This is a genomic window from Stappia sp. 28M-7 (assembly GCF_014252955.1).
GTDB lineage: Bacteria > Pseudomonadota > Alphaproteobacteria > Rhizobiales > Stappiaceae > Stappia.
In genome coordinates this window covers 55,066-69,494 of the sequence record NZ_JACMIA010000004.1, presented here as the reverse complement: position 1 = coordinate 69,494, position 14,429 = coordinate 55,066, and the positions used below count along the sequence as shown (strand labels likewise).

At 65.0% G+C, this 14,429-nt stretch carries 16 protein-coding genes; all 16 read right to left on the bottom strand.

Going from position 1 to position 14,429, the window contains the following annotated elements; translation table 11 throughout:
- A partial coding sequence (locus H7H34_RS23140; protein ID WP_245165651.1) for a recombinase family protein occupies positions 1-1,928 on the bottom strand: 1,928 nt, incomplete at its 3' end.
- 74 nt (positions 1,929-2,002) lie between these two features.
- Positions 2,003-2,917 carry a nucleotidyl transferase AbiEii/AbiGii toxin family protein gene (locus H7H34_RS23135; protein ID WP_086466205.1) on the bottom strand — a complete coding sequence of 305 codons (915 nt, stop codon included), beginning with the start codon at positions 2,915-2,917 and terminating at the stop codon, positions 2,003-2,005.
- Positions 2,910-3,788: a type IV toxin-antitoxin system AbiEi family antitoxin domain-containing protein gene (locus tag H7H34_RS23130; protein ID WP_185926903.1), complete on the bottom strand. Its 879-nt coding sequence runs from the start codon at positions 3,786-3,788 to the stop codon at positions 2,910-2,912. Before H7H34_RS23130 ends, H7H34_RS23135 begins: the two co-directional genes overlap by 8 nt.
- Before the next feature lie 77 nt (positions 3,789-3,865).
- Positions 3,866-4,165: a hypothetical protein gene (locus H7H34_RS23125; protein WP_185926902.1), complete on the bottom strand. Its 300-nt coding sequence runs from the start codon at positions 4,163-4,165 to the stop codon at positions 3,866-3,868.
- Entirely contained in the window at positions 4,162-4,479 is a 318-nt protein-coding gene (locus H7H34_RS23120) for a DUF736 domain-containing protein (RefSeq protein WP_185926901.1), read from the bottom strand. The genes H7H34_RS23125 and H7H34_RS23120 overlap by 4 nt, the downstream gene beginning before the upstream one ends.
- A gap of 3 nt (positions 4,480-4,482) precedes the next feature.
- Complete coding sequence (locus H7H34_RS23115; RefSeq protein WP_185926900.1) at positions 4,483-4,806, bottom strand: DUF2274 domain-containing protein; 324 nt, start codon at positions 4,804-4,806, stop codon at positions 4,483-4,485.
- A 38-nt stretch (positions 4,807-4,844) separates the two neighbouring features.
- Entirely contained in the window at positions 4,845-6,065 is a 1,221-nt protein-coding gene (locus tag H7H34_RS23110) for a TraB/TrbI/VirB10 family type IV secretion system protein (protein WP_185926899.1), read from the bottom strand.
- Positions 6,066-6,076: 11 nt separating this feature from the next.
- Positions 6,077-7,078: a P-type conjugative transfer protein TrbG gene (gene trbG / locus H7H34_RS23105; RefSeq protein WP_371811474.1), complete on the bottom strand. Its 1,002-nt coding sequence runs from the start codon at positions 7,076-7,078 to the stop codon at positions 6,077-6,079.
- On the bottom strand, positions 7,075-7,794 hold the full coding sequence (gene trbF / locus H7H34_RS23100) for a conjugal transfer protein TrbF (RefSeq protein ID WP_086466199.1): 720 nt from the start codon (positions 7,792-7,794) through the stop codon (positions 7,075-7,077). Before trbF ends, trbG begins: the two co-directional genes overlap by 4 nt.
- Before the next feature lie 3 nt (positions 7,795-7,797).
- Entirely contained in the window at positions 7,798-9,141 is a 1,344-nt protein-coding gene (gene trbL / locus H7H34_RS23095) for a P-type conjugative transfer protein TrbL (protein ID WP_185926898.1), read from the bottom strand.
- Positions 9,142-9,162: 21 nt separating this feature from the next.
- Complete coding sequence (gene trbJ, locus H7H34_RS23090; RefSeq protein ID WP_142849562.1) at positions 9,163-9,876, bottom strand: P-type conjugative transfer protein TrbJ; 714 nt, start codon at positions 9,874-9,876, stop codon at positions 9,163-9,165.
- Positions 9,873-12,398 (bottom strand): conjugal transfer protein TrbE, encoded by a 2,526-nt coding sequence (trbE, locus tag H7H34_RS23085; RefSeq protein WP_185926897.1) that lies wholly within the window; start codon positions 12,396-12,398, stop codon positions 9,873-9,875. Before trbE ends, trbJ begins: the two co-directional genes overlap by 4 nt.
- Positions 12,392-12,661 (bottom strand): VirB3 family type IV secretion system protein, encoded by a 270-nt coding sequence (locus H7H34_RS23080; RefSeq protein ID WP_185926896.1) that lies wholly within the window; start codon positions 12,659-12,661, stop codon positions 12,392-12,394. Before H7H34_RS23080 ends, trbE begins: the two co-directional genes overlap by 7 nt.
- Complete coding sequence (locus H7H34_RS23075) at positions 12,661-12,969, bottom strand: TrbC/VirB2 family type IV secretion system protein (protein WP_085126703.1); 309 nt, start codon at positions 12,967-12,969, stop codon at positions 12,661-12,663. The genes H7H34_RS23080 and H7H34_RS23075 overlap by 1 nt, the downstream gene beginning before the upstream one ends.
- A gap of 11 nt (positions 12,970-12,980) precedes the next feature.
- The gene (gene trbB, locus H7H34_RS23070; protein ID WP_185926895.1) at positions 12,981-13,946 is read right to left on the bottom strand and encodes a P-type conjugative transfer ATPase TrbB; all 966 of its coding nucleotides are present in this window, start codon (positions 13,944-13,946) and stop codon (positions 12,981-12,983) included.
- Positions 13,943-14,344, bottom strand: a complete 402-nt coding sequence (locus tag H7H34_RS23065; RefSeq protein WP_185926894.1) for a ribbon-helix-helix domain-containing protein — start codon at positions 14,342-14,344, stop codon at positions 13,943-13,945. The genes trbB and H7H34_RS23065 overlap by 4 nt, the downstream gene beginning before the upstream one ends.
- Between the last annotated feature and the right edge of the window lie 85 nt (positions 14,345-14,429).

The window sequence follows — 14,429 nt, the reverse complement described above, 5'->3', positions numbered from 1 at the left end:
TGGTTGCGGGGGCCCGCAACGTCTTTTGTTATAACTTGGGGTCTGTTGCGGCTTTTGCGCCCGGAAACGATGTCGAGGATGTTCATCGCCTCGCCGCGTAAGGTGGCGTTGACCTCGCCGCGCTTGTCGCCGGGCTCAAGCATCACTTCGTCGACCAGCGCACGGAACGCCTCGGCGGCCTGATCGCGCAGTTCGGGATCGGCCAGAGCCTCGCTCAACTGCGTCACCTTGGCCTTGTAGATTTCGGCGATGTTGGGGTGGATGTCCGGGACATCCTCGGGCGCCTGTTCCATGCGCGCCAGGACATCCGCCTTCTGGCGTTCCAGTTCCTCCATCCGATCCTTCATGGCCGGCTGATACATGCCGTCCTCAATCGCTGCCATGATGCCAGCGATACCGCGTTCGATCTTCTCCAGCGCCTTACGGTCAAGCTCCACCTGCGCCCGGCGTTCACGGTTCTGACTGTTCAGCGCTTCGGCATAGGCGCGCACGGCCTTGGCGACCCGCTCGGCCGAAACCAGCCGTTCGGTAAGGCCGGACAGAATACGCTGCTCGATGTCATCGCGACGGATGGTATGGCCGTTGTCGCAGGTACCCCGCCGATAACGATTGAGACAGCCATAGCGGTCACGGGTGATGATGCCGTAATTGCCGCCGCAGCAGCCGCATTTGAGTAGGCCGGAGAACAGAAAGGCGGGGCGGCGCAGCTCGTTGACGTGCTTGGCACGATAAGCGCGCACGCCTTTGGTGACATTCTCGAACTGCCTGGAAATCTCCTCCTGCCGCCGCCGCGCCGCCTGCCACAGGTCTTCGTCGACGATGCGCAGTTCCTGCACCTCGGTCCTGATCCATTCGGACTCCGGGTTGACGCGCGAGACGCGCTTTCCCGTCGCCGGGTTCTTGATGTAGCGGAGCCGGTTCCAGACCAGCACACCGGCATAGAGCTCGTTGTTGACGATGCCGGTGCCCCGGCAGACATGGCCGCGAATGGTGGTGTCTCCCCAAGCCTTGCCATTGGGACCGGGAATACCGTCGCGGTTGAGATCGGCGGCGATGGCCTTGGGGCTCTTGCCGGCGGCGAATTCGCGAAAGATGCGGCGGACGATCTCGGCCTCGGCCTCGTTGATCTTCCGTTCGCCGCGCACCTGCTCACCATCGCCGTTGAGACGTTTCACGACGTCATAGCCATAGCAGAGGCCGCCGCCCGCCTTTCCCTTTTCGACGCGGCCCCGCAGACCACGGTGGGTCTTGGCGGCAAGGTCTTTCAGGAACAGGGCGTTCATGGTGCCCTTGAGACCGACATGGAGCTCGGAGATTTCGCCCTCGGCAAGCGTCACGAGCGTCACGCCGGCAAACTTGAAATGCTTGTAGAGAATGGCGACATCGGCCTGGTCGCGGCTGATGCGGTCCAGCGCCTCTGCCAGCACGGTGTCGAACTTGCCCGCCTGCGCGTCCTGCAAGAGCGCCTGGATACCCGGCCGCAAGGTGACGCTCGCGCCCGAAATGGCGGCGTCCTTGTAGGCGCCCACCACTTTCCACTTCTCCCGCGCCGCCTGGTCCCGGCAAATGCGGAACTGATCCTCGATGGAGGAAACGCTCTGATTGTCCGAGGAATAGCGGGCGTATAGCGCAACGCGGGTCATAAGACTTTCCTTTCTCTCAAGGGCGGATTTCACCCGTCCGGTTCCCGCCCCTCTTCCTTTGGCCGGTTGTCGTTGGCCGCCCGCTTCCGCCGCTCCTGCTCCCAGGCCCTGATGTGTTCGCGGGCGATATGGCGACCGATGGCCCGCGCGATGGTGTCCAGGTGCCGCTCCGCTTCTTGCGCCGCCCGTTGCTCGGTGCCGTTGTCGTTCGCCGGGGGCGGGATGAGCGCGGCCGCCTGGTCCTCCTTTTCCGTCATGGGTCGAACCTTTCCAGTATTGATGCATACTGGATAAGGATCGCGCAAAAGCAGCCGAGTTCTTATGGCCGTTATATACCCTGGTCTTCTCCCACGCCTCCTTTAGGCAAACAGCGCCTTCAACATTTCTCCCTGCTCGGCATGCTTGGCTGGATTTTCTGCCTTGAGCCTGCGCAAGTTGAGAAGCTTCCACTGGATGGCGGGGAGCCGTTCGCCCTGGGGCAGGTCGATGAGAGCGAAATCCGGTTCGGCGTTGTGAAGCGACATCAAGAATGCCGCTGCGTTGTCGGTCAGACGCCTTCGGACATCCGTGATCAGGCGCGTTCGCGCCGTTTCGAGATCGGACAGCGCGATCTCTTCCCGCGTCATCCCAACGAATTCCTCAGTGTACAGTTCTTCTATCGGGATAGCCGGTGGCGCCAGCAGTTCGTGCGGCGGACGGCCGGACGCGCAGACATAGACCAGAAAGACCCGGAACAAATCGTCCGTCAGCCCCTCATTCTCATAGAGCAGGTGGACATCGTAGAGATCGCGCGGGTGCTGGCGGTCGAGGGCGGCATGCAGCTTGCCGGCAAAGAGGTCCTCGAAGGCGAGCACCGGCATCTCGGCGAAGCCAAAGGCCTCCTCCACCGCGTCCGAAACCCTCATCGGCACCGGCGACAGCACCGTTCCGCGCATGACAGGCGAGGTCTCGATCTTCACACTCGCCGCACCGCGAGAGGCCATGATGCGGGTTTCCAGGTTCCCGCCGCCAGCGATGCGCTGGAGCCGCACATCCCTGTTGCTGCGGCCGAATGAGTCCATGATCCGGTCGAGCGTGGCATCGATTTGCTGAAGAGAGACGGCGCGATCCTCGATCGGCACATAGGTCAGATCGATATCGACCGACAGACGCGGCATGTCCCGGTAGAAGAGATTGATGGCCGAACCGCCTTTGAGCGCAAAGACCTCCTCAGCCGCAATGGCCGGCAGGAGGCGCATCAGCAAGCGGACCTGCTCGACATAGCGTTCACGCATGGCTCGCGTCCTCGTCCCCATCCGCAGGCAGAAGCGTCTCGGGCACATAGATCCGGTAGACCGGGTGCAGTTTTCCGCCCTTCACCAGCGCGCGCGGGCCGGATCCGAAATCGATGGCGCTCTTGTCAAGATGCTTCACCCAGGCATGGGCATGCCGGTCGGCGAACACGAAGAACAGGCGCTTAACCTTGATGCTTCGGCAAGCGCGCAGCAGGGTCATCAGGCGCTTGGGACGCAGGTTCGTCAGCCCCTGAAAGATCATGTCCAGATTGTCGAAGGTCGCGTGGGCTGGCAGTTCGTCGAGCGCTTCGAGGATGGCGCGCTCGGGGGACGAAACCTTGAGCGGCCAGCGCCAGGGGCTCACGGTCGGGCCATGTCCCGCCCCCACCCCCGGCGCGCTCTCGAATTGGTGCTCGGCATTCTCGACGCCGGCAAGGTCGTCACCGAACAGGACGCGCGAGCGAACGACGAACTGTGCCTTGCCCGGAAGGCGGGCCAGCCAGGAGGGAACTTCGCCATAGAGATAGACACGCTCCCCGCCGCCAAGCGGCAGATAGTGAGCGAGCCCATGGAAGCCGAGCGCGCTCAAGCCACCCAGATGGACGTCATGTTCCATGATCCATTGGATCGACAGCAGCGGGAGCTGCCAGTCGGTCTCCGGTCGGACAAGCGGGCGCCCTGCCTGATCGGTATGAGGCAGCGGCCGGCGGTAGACCCCGCGTGCCACCCGCTCCAGCCAGCCCCGCTCGGCGTAATCGTGGATGGACTTGGGATCGATGCCGAAGCGCTTCAGCCATGCGGCGTCGACCAGGAAGCCGGGAGGAACGCGCTCCAGAAAGGGCTTCAGCCTTGGTGTTCTTTGATGGCTCATAACCATCAAATTCGCATATTTTGAAAATATGCGCAACTTTCATTTCCTATATATCCCCTTTTGATGGTCCATAACCATCAAAAAATGGAGACTTCAAAATTCTCTATGCCATTGCCGTCCGGGACGGGCGCACCGGCAGGAACGACCACGGACGCACCCCCTTTCGAGAGCCCGGCAGGAAGATGATACGAATCCTCGGCACATACGCTTATGGTCCGAGGATTCGTAACAATCTCCCCTGCAGGAAGGCTCGCCTTGCCTTCCGCGACATCCACACGACCGCGAAGGGCGCGACTTCCGAATTCATGGGCAAAAGCCATCGCCGTCTGAAGTCTTTTGCGAACGATTTCGGAATAGAGCAAATCGGAGCAGTTCATCCCTCCCGCCGCCTGTTCCAGACGAGCTGCGCCCGGTCCCCCTCCTCGGAGGGGAACAGGGCGGCGGTGAAGGGTTCGGGAAGGCTCGGGTCGTCGAGACGGAGGCGGAGATAGTATTTCGGGTGATTACCCGTTGTCCGGGCATCCCAGGCGTCACCGATGCGGGCGTTGCCGACAAGGACTCGGAATGCCGGGGCGTTGTCATGGGTACGGTCGTCATTGGGGACGAGCCGGACTTTGGCGTCGATGGTGAGCGTGCGGATGGAACCGGTCCAGCCCCCGTCATTGGACAAAGTGAAGGTGCCGATTTGCATAGGTTACTCCTGGAATTGCGATGCGGATGAGACAGCGGGCGACGCCGCTTCGCTATCGCCCGCGCGGGGTGAGCGGGCGCGCCGCGCCGGTTGGTCGATGTTCGTCTCGGGCAACCCCTCCTTGCGCGCCTTGGCGAAGGCGCGGTCGCTGTCGAGGAAGGCCTCCAGCATGAAGGGAATGAGCTCGGCGACGGACTCGGCCTCGCCATAGGTGGCGCGGTAGAGGATCGCATAATCCCGTAGCGCCTGGTTCAGGTCCGCGCCGACGGTGATGGTGATCTTCGCCGGCGTGCGGTCGGGCAGTTTTCCGAGTTTCAGATTGGCCATGATCGATCCTCCTTTGCTAAAGCTTCGGTGGACAGGTTTCAGCCCTGGTAGCGGCGCAATACGAGATCCCTGTGAACGATGATCCTGAGCGGCCAGCCGGGACGGACGGTGATGGTCGGCTGGATGTTCAGGTTCTTCTCGGTGATGCGCTGGCCGGCGCGGTTGACATTCTGCTGGGTGGACTCGCGTATCGCCCGGACCAGGTCGCTCTCGTTACTGCCGAGGCTCAGCTCCGTGCCGACGCCGAGCAGGGTGGCAAGCGCGATGCCCTTGATGAGCCGCCAGGTGTGGTAGTCGACCTCGTCCTCGAGCCCGGCATAGCCGGCGGTGTCGGTGGCGGGCAGATTGTCGATCTCGACGGAGGAGCCGTCGGGCAGGATGATGCGCTGCCAGACAAGCAGCGCACGGGACTGGCCGAAGGCAATCACGCTGTCATAGGTGCCGATCAGGCGCGAGCCCTGTGGTATCAGCAGCGTGCGGCCGGTCACCGTGTCGTAGACGTTCTGGGTGACCTGGGCGACGACGAGGCCCGGCAGGTCGGAATTGATGCCCGTGATCAGGCTCGCGGCGATCACACTGCCGGCCATCACCTGATGGGGCGAGACCGGGGTCTGTAGCGCGTGCGGATTGTAGATGCCGCCGGTATCGCGCTGATTCAGGAAGTCGAGCTTGCGCTGCTGGTTGTTCTGGTCGCGTTCGGGATCGAGCGCCAGGCGGTTGGCATCGGGCGAACCGGTCTCCGTCGCTGCCATTTGCTGGGACTGGCCCGTCACTGCCGGCGCGTCCTGCCGCGGCCGGTTCTCGATACGGAAGAAGACGCCGGCCTCCTTCGCCTGGATGGCCTGCTGGGCGAGGCGCTGCTCCTCGGCGGACAATTCCGATCCTCCCGGCGCGATGCCGAGCTGCCGCTGGCGTTCGAGGATCGGCCGGCCGAGATCGCCGGGCAGCGGCGGCCCGAGCTGCGGTGTCTCCGGCTTGACCTGGCTGTAATCGCCGGGCAACGCGGCAAGGCCGTCCGGGGTCGGTTTGCGTTCGGTGTTGTAGAGCTCCTCGGCCTGGTCCTGGATTCGCAGGGCCGGGCCTTGCAGCGCCATCATGGTCACGCCGAGGATGGCGCCGGAGCCGAGCGCGGCCACGCCGATGACAAGGCCGCGCCTGAAGCGTACGACGCGGCGGGGCGCGGCGCGCAGGTCCAGCTTGCCGGGATCGCGCTTGGACGAACCGGCAGGTTTTGGCGTGGGTGCGGCGGGATCCGTCATGGCCTCTCCCCCTACCGGTCCGTGCGCGAAAACAACGCGGTGCGCCGTGGCGTCCCGTCGGTCCGGGAAATCCGAACCACCTGCTGCGGCTTGGCGCCGAGGCGCAGTTCGGCGGCAGCGAAGAGGCGGTCGACGATGTAGTAGTTGCCGCGCATGCGGTAGTTGACGAGCTGGTTGCCGCCGTCGGCGCCCACCACGAAGAGCGGCGGCGCCTCGCCCTGATCGATCCGGCGGGGGAACTCGATATAGACCTTGTGGCCATCGTCGAAGGCGCGCAGGGGCTTCCAAGGCGGGTTGTCGCCGGTGATGGCGTAACGGAAGCGGATGTTTTCGAGCGCGATGTTGGACGCCACCGGCAGCGCTGTCTCGGCCGCCGCGTTCTGCCGGCGCAGGGCGAGAAGCTGATCGGATGGATAGGTCCAGGAGATCGCCGCCATGGCGGTCCTCTCGGTGCTTTCAAGCTGGAGGTGATAGGCGCGGCGGTCGGTGGTGATGACGAGATTGGTTTTGAGGCCCGGCGCAAAGGGCTTGACCAGCACATGGGTACGCTCCGAATTGCCTGTGCCGCTCAGCGTGTCGCCGATCACCCAGCGCACCGTGTCGCCGGCGGAGACGGAGGTGAGCTTTTCGCCGGGCTGCAAGGCAATGTCGCTGACGCGCTCAGGCGCCGCATAGAGACGGTAGAGCGCCCCTTCCGTATAGGGATAGACCTGGATGGCGTTGACATAGCCGTGCTTGGTCGGCTCCTGGGTCGCCGCCTTGTTGGCGTCCTCGACCCGCTCGGTCGGCGGGCGCTTGTCCTCGGCCACCTCGCCGGGCTCCGGCAGAAGCTGGCCCGGCAATGGCAGGACCTTCGGCACCTCGACGATCTTCACCGGCCTGGCCGGTTCCCTGTCGATGACGGCCGGCTTGAAGTCGTCGGAGTCGTAGCTGATCGTTGGCGGCAAAGGCTTTGTGGCGCAGGCGGACAAGGCCAGCGCCGACACGGTGATGACGAACATGTTCTTCTTCATTGAGAGGGCTCCTTGGGCAATTGCGGCGCGGTGGCGTCGAGTTCGCGCGACCAGTCGATGGCGTTGACGAAGACGCCGAGGGGGTTCTTGCGGAGCTGCTCGGCGGTGCGCGGGGTCTGGATCACGACCGTCAGGATCGCGGTCCAGCGCTCGGTGCGGGCCAGGCTACCGCGCTCGAAGACCTGCTCGGTCCACTTGACCTGGAAGGAGGCGTCAGAGGCCCGCACAACGCTCGTCACCTGGACCGAGACGCTGCGGGTGCCGATCGCGCTGAAGGGATCGTTCTTCTTAGCGTGGTCGTTCAGGAACAGCGCGGCGCGGTCGGTGGCGAAATCGTAGGCGGACAGCCAGTTCTGGCGCACCAGCACCGGATCGGTGGACACCGAACGGACGTTGGTGATGAAGCGGGCGAGGTGCCAGGCGATCTGGGCGTCGGCCGGCTGGTAGTTCTGGATCGCCGGCGCGACGGCGCGCGCCTCGCCGAACTTGTCGACCTCGACCACATAGGGCGCGACGCGGCTTTGCAGCGACTGCCAGAGCAAGCCGCCGGAAAGACCGACGGAAAGCGCCAGGCAGCCGAAGGCCATGACCCGCCAGTTTCTTGCCTGGATACGGGACGCGCCGATGCGCTCGTCCCAGAGCTGGGCGGCCCTCTGATAGGGAGTGACGGGCTCCGGCGTCGTGCCGTATCGTTGAATCGGTCGTCGGAAGAACATGGGTCAGTCGTCCTTGTCATTGAGGGAGGGATTGGCGCCGTTGCCGGGCCGGTCACCGTCCTTGATGGCTTGGGTGGCGGTCTGCCGATGCGCACGCGCCGCCTGTTCGGAGCGCAGGCGGTTCGCCCAATCCGGCGGGGAACTCGAGGGGATGCCCGCCGATGCGGCGCTTGCCTCCGACATGGAGGCGGTCGGCGTGCCGCCGGTGGCCGTCCAGGCGCCACGGCGTCCGGCATCGGCGCTTTCTTTCAGAGAGGAAGAGGCGCGACCCGCGACTTGGCGCGCGGCGTTTGTGGCGGCTCCGCCGGCAGCGCGCGCCATGCCACCAACACCGGCCGCGGCGCCTGCCATGCCGGACGTCCCGGAGGTCGCCTGTCCCAGTTGGTAGGCGGAAGAAGCGGCAGACCCCATCGCCGTGCCCGCGCGGATGGCGGCTAGACCGCCGCCAGCGGCCATGCGCGCCCCGGCAAGCGCCGCGCCACCGGCGAGCATGGTCGCGCCCACCGCAGCACCAGTTGCGCCGAGGGCGGCGCCGGCGCCGAGCTGCGGTGCTCCGGATACAAGACCCGAAGCGATGCCGGGGCCGAAGATGCCGAGACCGAGCAGCGCCAGAGCGCCCAGCACCTGCGACATGGCGGCGGCAAGGTCCGGTTCCTGACCCTGAAGGCCGTTGGTGAAGGAAGCGAACAGCGTCGAGCCGATGCCGACGATGACGGCGAGCACCATCACCTTGATGCCGGAGGAAATCACGTTGCCGAGAACCCGTTCGGCGAGGAACGACGTCTTGTTCCAGAGCGCGAAGGGCACCAGGACGAAGCCGGCGAGCGTCGTCAGTTTGAACTCGAGCACGGTGATGAAGAGCTGGATCGCCAGAATGAAGAAGGCGATGAGGACCAGGAACCAGGCCAGCAGCAGGACGAAGACGGTGAGTGCGTTGCCGAAGATTTCCGGAAAGCCGACGAGATTGCCGACCTGATCGATGAGCGGATACGCCGCCTCATAACCGGTGGCGGCGATCTTGCCAGGTTTGAGCAGATCGTCGGCGGCGAGCGTGCCGGGCGCGGCCTGGATGCCGAGACCGGAGAAGGACCTGTAGATGATCTCGGCAAGGTTCTGGAAGTTGTTGAGGATCAGCGCGAAGACGCCGACATAGAGCACCTTCCGGATCAGGCGCCCGATGATGTTGTCCTCGCCGCCCAGAGCCCAGAACAGGCCTGCCAGCGTAATGTCGATGCCGATCAGGATGGTGGTGAGGAAGGCGACGTCACCCGACAAGAGTCCGAAGCCGCTGTCGATGTAGCGGCTGAAGGTCTCCATGAACCGGTCGATGATGCCGAGATCATTCATCGCGCGTCGCCTCCCTGCCGGTCAGTTCCCGGAATAGGCGGAGCCGGAACCGAGGAACCTGCGCGTGGTCTCGCGCGCCGCTTCCTCCGCCTGCGCCTTGCGCGCGGCGTCTTCTGCCTCGGCACGGTAATGGGCGGCCATCAGCGTCTGGATCTGCATCTGCTGCTTGGCCGAAAGCGCAATGAGCTGATTCGCGGCCTGCTGCGCCTGCAGCGCCCCGACGGCGCCATGGCTCCGATTGACGAGATCGGTGAGTAGCCCTTCGTCGACGCGCACGTTCTCGACGATCTGCGATTGCACCCGCATGGTTTGGCGGAAAGCGTTCATGGCACTCTGCCAGCGCTCGCGCGCGGCAGTGGCGATATCGCTGGTGCTGACCGTGGCATCGTACGAGCTTGGATATTGCTGCCGCCACTGGCCTTCGAGCTGCGTCAGGTCGAAGCTGAGGCCGTCGACCTGCATCATCAGCCCGTCGATACGGTTCAGCGCCCCCTGGAGTTGTCCGAGCGAGGAGAAATCCAGCCGCTGAAGGTTCTTTGCCATGTTCTGCAACATGACCGCCTGGTTCTGGAGCTGCTGGATCTGATTGTTGATCTGCTCCAGCGCACGCGCCGCCTGCAGGACATTCTGACCGTAGTTGGTGGCATCGAAGACCGGCCAGGCGGCATGGCCCACCTGTGGCGTAGCGATGGCAAGAGATGCGGCGAGGAGCGCCGCGAGAGACGTGCGTTTCATGGTGTTGGCTCCTGTATTTGGGGAGAGAACGGGCCGAGGATGTCGGCGGCCCAATCGAGGCCGCGGGCTCTCAGAAACTCGACGGCGAAGGCCTCCCTGCCGTGCTCGGCCAGGATTGTGTCGATGAGGGTCTGGGAGGACGGATCGGAGGCGCCGCAGAGCGCCAGTGCCACGGGGCCGAGGCCCAGCTCGAACAGCCGGTTGCCGCGGCGCGATTGCAGGTAGTAGTGCCGTTTTGGCGTTGCCTGCGCGATCAGTTCGATCTGCCGATCGTTGAGGCCGAAGCGCTCATAGGCCGTGCGCGCCTGGGGTTCGATGGCCCGGTCGTTGGGAAGAAAAATGCGCTGCGGGCAGCTCTCGATGATGGCGGGCGCGATGGAGCTGTCGGCCACGTCCGCCAGCGACTGCGTCGCGAAGATCACCGACACGTTCTTCTTGCGCAGGACCTTCAGCCATTCGCGGATGCGGGCGGCGAAGAGCGGATTGTCGAGATAGACCCAGGCCTCGTCGAGAATGAGCAGCGTCGGCCGCCCGTCGAACCTCTCCTCCAGACGGTGGAAGAGGTAGGTCAGCACCGGCAGGACGACGCCGGCCTCATGCATCAGTTCCTCGGTCTCGAAGCATTGAACGTCGGACAGCGCCAACCGGTCCTCGGCAGCGTCGAGCAGCCGGCCGAAGGGGCCATCGAGCGTATAGGGCTGGAGCGCGGCCTTGAGGGCGTTCGCCTGGACGAGGACGGACAGGCCGGTGAGCGTGCGCTCCTCGGCCGGCGCGGTGGCGAGGTTGCACAGCGCCGACCAGACGGCCTCCTTCACTTCCGGGGTAACGGTGACATGCTCATGAGCGAGCAGCGCGCCGATCCATTCAGCCGCCCAGCTTCGCGTCGCCGGATCGTCGATGTCGCGGAGCGGCTGGAAGGCGAGCGCGTTCGTGATGTCATCAGGGGCCGCACCCAGCGCATGATGCTCCCCACCCATGGCCAGCACGGCTGCGCGCGCCGAATTGCCCTTGTCGAAGATGGTGACCTGAGAGCCGGCATAGCGCCGGAATTGCAGTGCGATCAGCGACAAGAGCACCGACTTGCCTGCGCCGGTCGGGCCGACGATCAGCATGTGGCCGACATCGCCCACATGGGTGGAGAGGCGGAACGGTGTGGAGCCGCTGGTTTCCGCATGGAGTAGCGGCGGACATTCTGTCTGAGTGACTTTGGCGAGATGGGCGTTGCGCGCCGGTCCGGCCCACACCGCCGAGAGCGGCATGAGATGGGCGAGGTTCAGGGTGTGGACGAGCGGCTGCCGGACATTGGCGTAGACATGGCCCGGCAGTGAACCGAGCCAGGCTTCGACGGCATTCACCGTTTCCCGAATGCAGGTGAAGCCGAGGCCGTTGACGATGCGCTCGACGGCGCGGACCTTTTCCTCCGCGGTATCCCGGTCCTCGTCCCAGACGGTGATGGTCGTCGTCAGATAACCGAAACCGACACGATCACTGCCGAGCGCCTGCAAAGCGGCGTCTGCATCGAGCGCCTTGTTGTCGGCGTCGCTATCGACCAGTACAGCAGGCTCGTTGGTCAGCACCTCGCGCAGGATCGCTGTGATCGACTTGCGCTTGGCGAACCACTGCCGGCGCAGGCGGGTGAGCACCTTCGTCGCCGCCATCTTATCGAGCGGGATGAAGCGCGTGCCCCAGCGATAGGCAAAGTCCTGATGGTTCAGTGCGTCGAGGATGCCGGGGCGGGTCGCGTTCGGAAAGCCGAGGATCGTCAGCGTCCGCAAGTGCCGGTCGCCGAGCATCGGCTCCAGGCCGCCGGTCAAGGGCGTATCGACCAGCACGCCATCAAGATACATCGGCGTTTCGGGCACGGCGACGGGATGGCGCTTTGTCGAAATGACCCCGTGCAGAAAGGTCAGCGTCTCGACATCGTCGAGCGCGCGGATCTCCGGCAGGAAGCCGCTGAGCAAATCCAGCACCCGCTCGGTCTCGTCCCGGAACCGGGCCAGTTCCTGCCGCCAGTTGCGGCCGCCGCCGTCCCCTTCCCCCTTCCGGTCGGAATCCAGCAGCGCATTCTCGGTGCGCGCCTGCGCGTCGGGCGGCGGCATGTAGAGAAGTGTGAGGTGATAGCGGCTTTCGAAATGCCGGCCCTGCCCGTTCGCCGGGTCATCGCTCCACCGGGGCGATGACTGATCCGGCTCACCTTCAAAGGCCGCGCGGCGTTCCTCATCGACGAGCCATGAGGCCGCGTCCGGGAAGTTGGACCGCGGATAATCCTGCGCCTCAAGCCGCTCCGCCTCGAAGAACAGCGCCCAGCCGGAGCCAAGGCGCTTCAGCGCATTGTTGGCCCGTGCGCCGAGCCCGACCAGTTCGGCGTCCGTCGCGCTTTCGAGATCGGGGCCGCGAAAGCGGAAGCTGCGCTGGAAACTGCCGTCCTTGTTGAGGACGATGCCGGGCGCGACTAGCGCCGCCCAGGGCAGCAGATCGGCAAGCCGGTCGGCCCGGTTGCGGTATTCGGCCAAGCTCAGCATCGCCACCCCCCCTTCTGTCGGAGGTGGCGGGCAAGCACGGACAGGAAGTCCGGATCGCGCCGGGCCGCAAAAACGCTGAGCGTATGCCCGGCGACGAACAGGCCGAGCCCGGCGATCCACTGCTGGAGACCGAGGCCGATGGCGGCCGCCAGCGTGCCGTTGAGGATGGCGACGGCGCGCGGCGCGCCGCCGAGCAGGATCGGCTCGGTCAGCGCGCGATGGACCGGGATTTCGAAGCCCTCGATGTGGCGAGCAGCATCCATCAGACGAGCGCCCCGCCGCCGAAGGAGAAGAAGGAGAGGAAGAAGCTCGACGCCGCGAAGGCGATGCTGAGGCCGAAGACGATCTGGATCAGCCGCCGGAAGCCGCCCGAGGTCTCGCCGAATGCGAGCGTCAGGCCGGTGATTATGATGATGATCACCGCGACGATCTTGGCCACCGGCCCCTGAACCGATTCCAGGATGCGCTGGAGCGGTTCTTCCCACGGCATGCCGGAGCCCGCCGCATAGGCCGGGGCCGTGAGCAGAAACGTGAGGGCGGTAGCCGACAGAAATCGGAGCTTTTTGCGCATGAGATGTCCTTTCACGAGAGCGATTGCAGTTGGGGCATGGAAAGCGTGGTCACCGCGTAATCGCCGTTGGCGTCGAGGCCGGTGACTTCGGCGATGGTCTCGATGTGTCGGGATGAGCCGCGCCCGGCGATGAACACCACGAGATCGATCGCCTCGGCGATCAGGCGGCGCGGGATGACGGTGACGCTCTCCTGCACCAATTGCTCGATGCGGTAGAGAGCGGCATGGGCGGAATTGGCATGCACGGTGGCGATGCCACCCGGATGGCCGGTGTTCCAGGCCTTGAGCATGTCGAGCGCCTCGGCGCCCCGCACCTCGCCGACGATGATCCGGTCGGGGCGCAGGCGCAGGGTCGAGCGAACGAGATCGGCCAGAGATACGACACCCCGCCGCGTGCGCAGCGCCACGCAATCGGCCGCCGCGCATTGCAGCTCGCGCGTATCCTCGATGAGGATGACCCGTTCGTCGCAATTGGCGATCTCGGCCAGCAGTGCATTGGCGAGTGTGGTCTTGCCCGAGGAGGTGCCGCCGGCGACCAGGATGTTTATCCGCTCCCGCACCGCCTGCCTGAGGGCTTCGGCCTGGATCGGGACCATGATCTGGGCACGGACGTAGTCGGCTAGGGTGAAGATCTTCGCGGCGGGCTTGCGGATGGCGAAGCACGGCGCCAATGCGACCGGGGGCAGCACGCCCTCGAAGCGCTCTCCCGATGGCAGCTCGGCGCTGACAATTGGATTGTCCGCATGCACCTCGGCGCGGACATGGGAAGCGACCAGGCGGATGATCCGCTCGGTTTCGGAGGGGTGAACACGCAGGCCGGCATCGCTGCGTCCCTCGCCGAGACGGTCGATCCAGAGCCTGCCGTCGGGGTTGACCATCACCTCGATCACGGCGGTATCGGAGAGGGCCTCGGCAATTGCCGGGCCCATCGCCGTCTTCAGCATGGCGCGGCGGCGTTCTTCGGCAGTTGTGCTCATGGGTTTTCCTCCCCGTCCCTGGGGCCGAGCGAGCGCTTGCCGCCGGCGATCTGACGGCCCACCTGCTCGACGAATTTCTGGTAACGCTCCTGCGCGACCGCCTGCGTCGCCTTGTCCGGGATCGGCGTGTGCGCGTTGAAGGTGAGATAGAGCCGCACGAAAAAGGCGAGGCTCTCGGTCAGGACATCGATGTCGCGCCGGATGAGGTTGTTCTCGCGCGTCAGCCGATCGAGGCGGATCCTCAACGCCTCATTGAGCGCATGGGCACCGCGGTGACGGATGTAATGGCGGATCGCGTCAGTGATGATGGCTGACTTGGAGGCACCGGGCTTGGCCGCCAGCGCTTCGAGCTCGGCGCTCGTTTCCTCGTCAATGTAGATGTTGTGGCGTGGCTTCATGCAGTGTTGCCCTGACAGTCTTGAAGAAGTCAGGACAAGGATCGCCGGATGGGCCGGAATCTCTTACGGCCTTTATGTACGACGG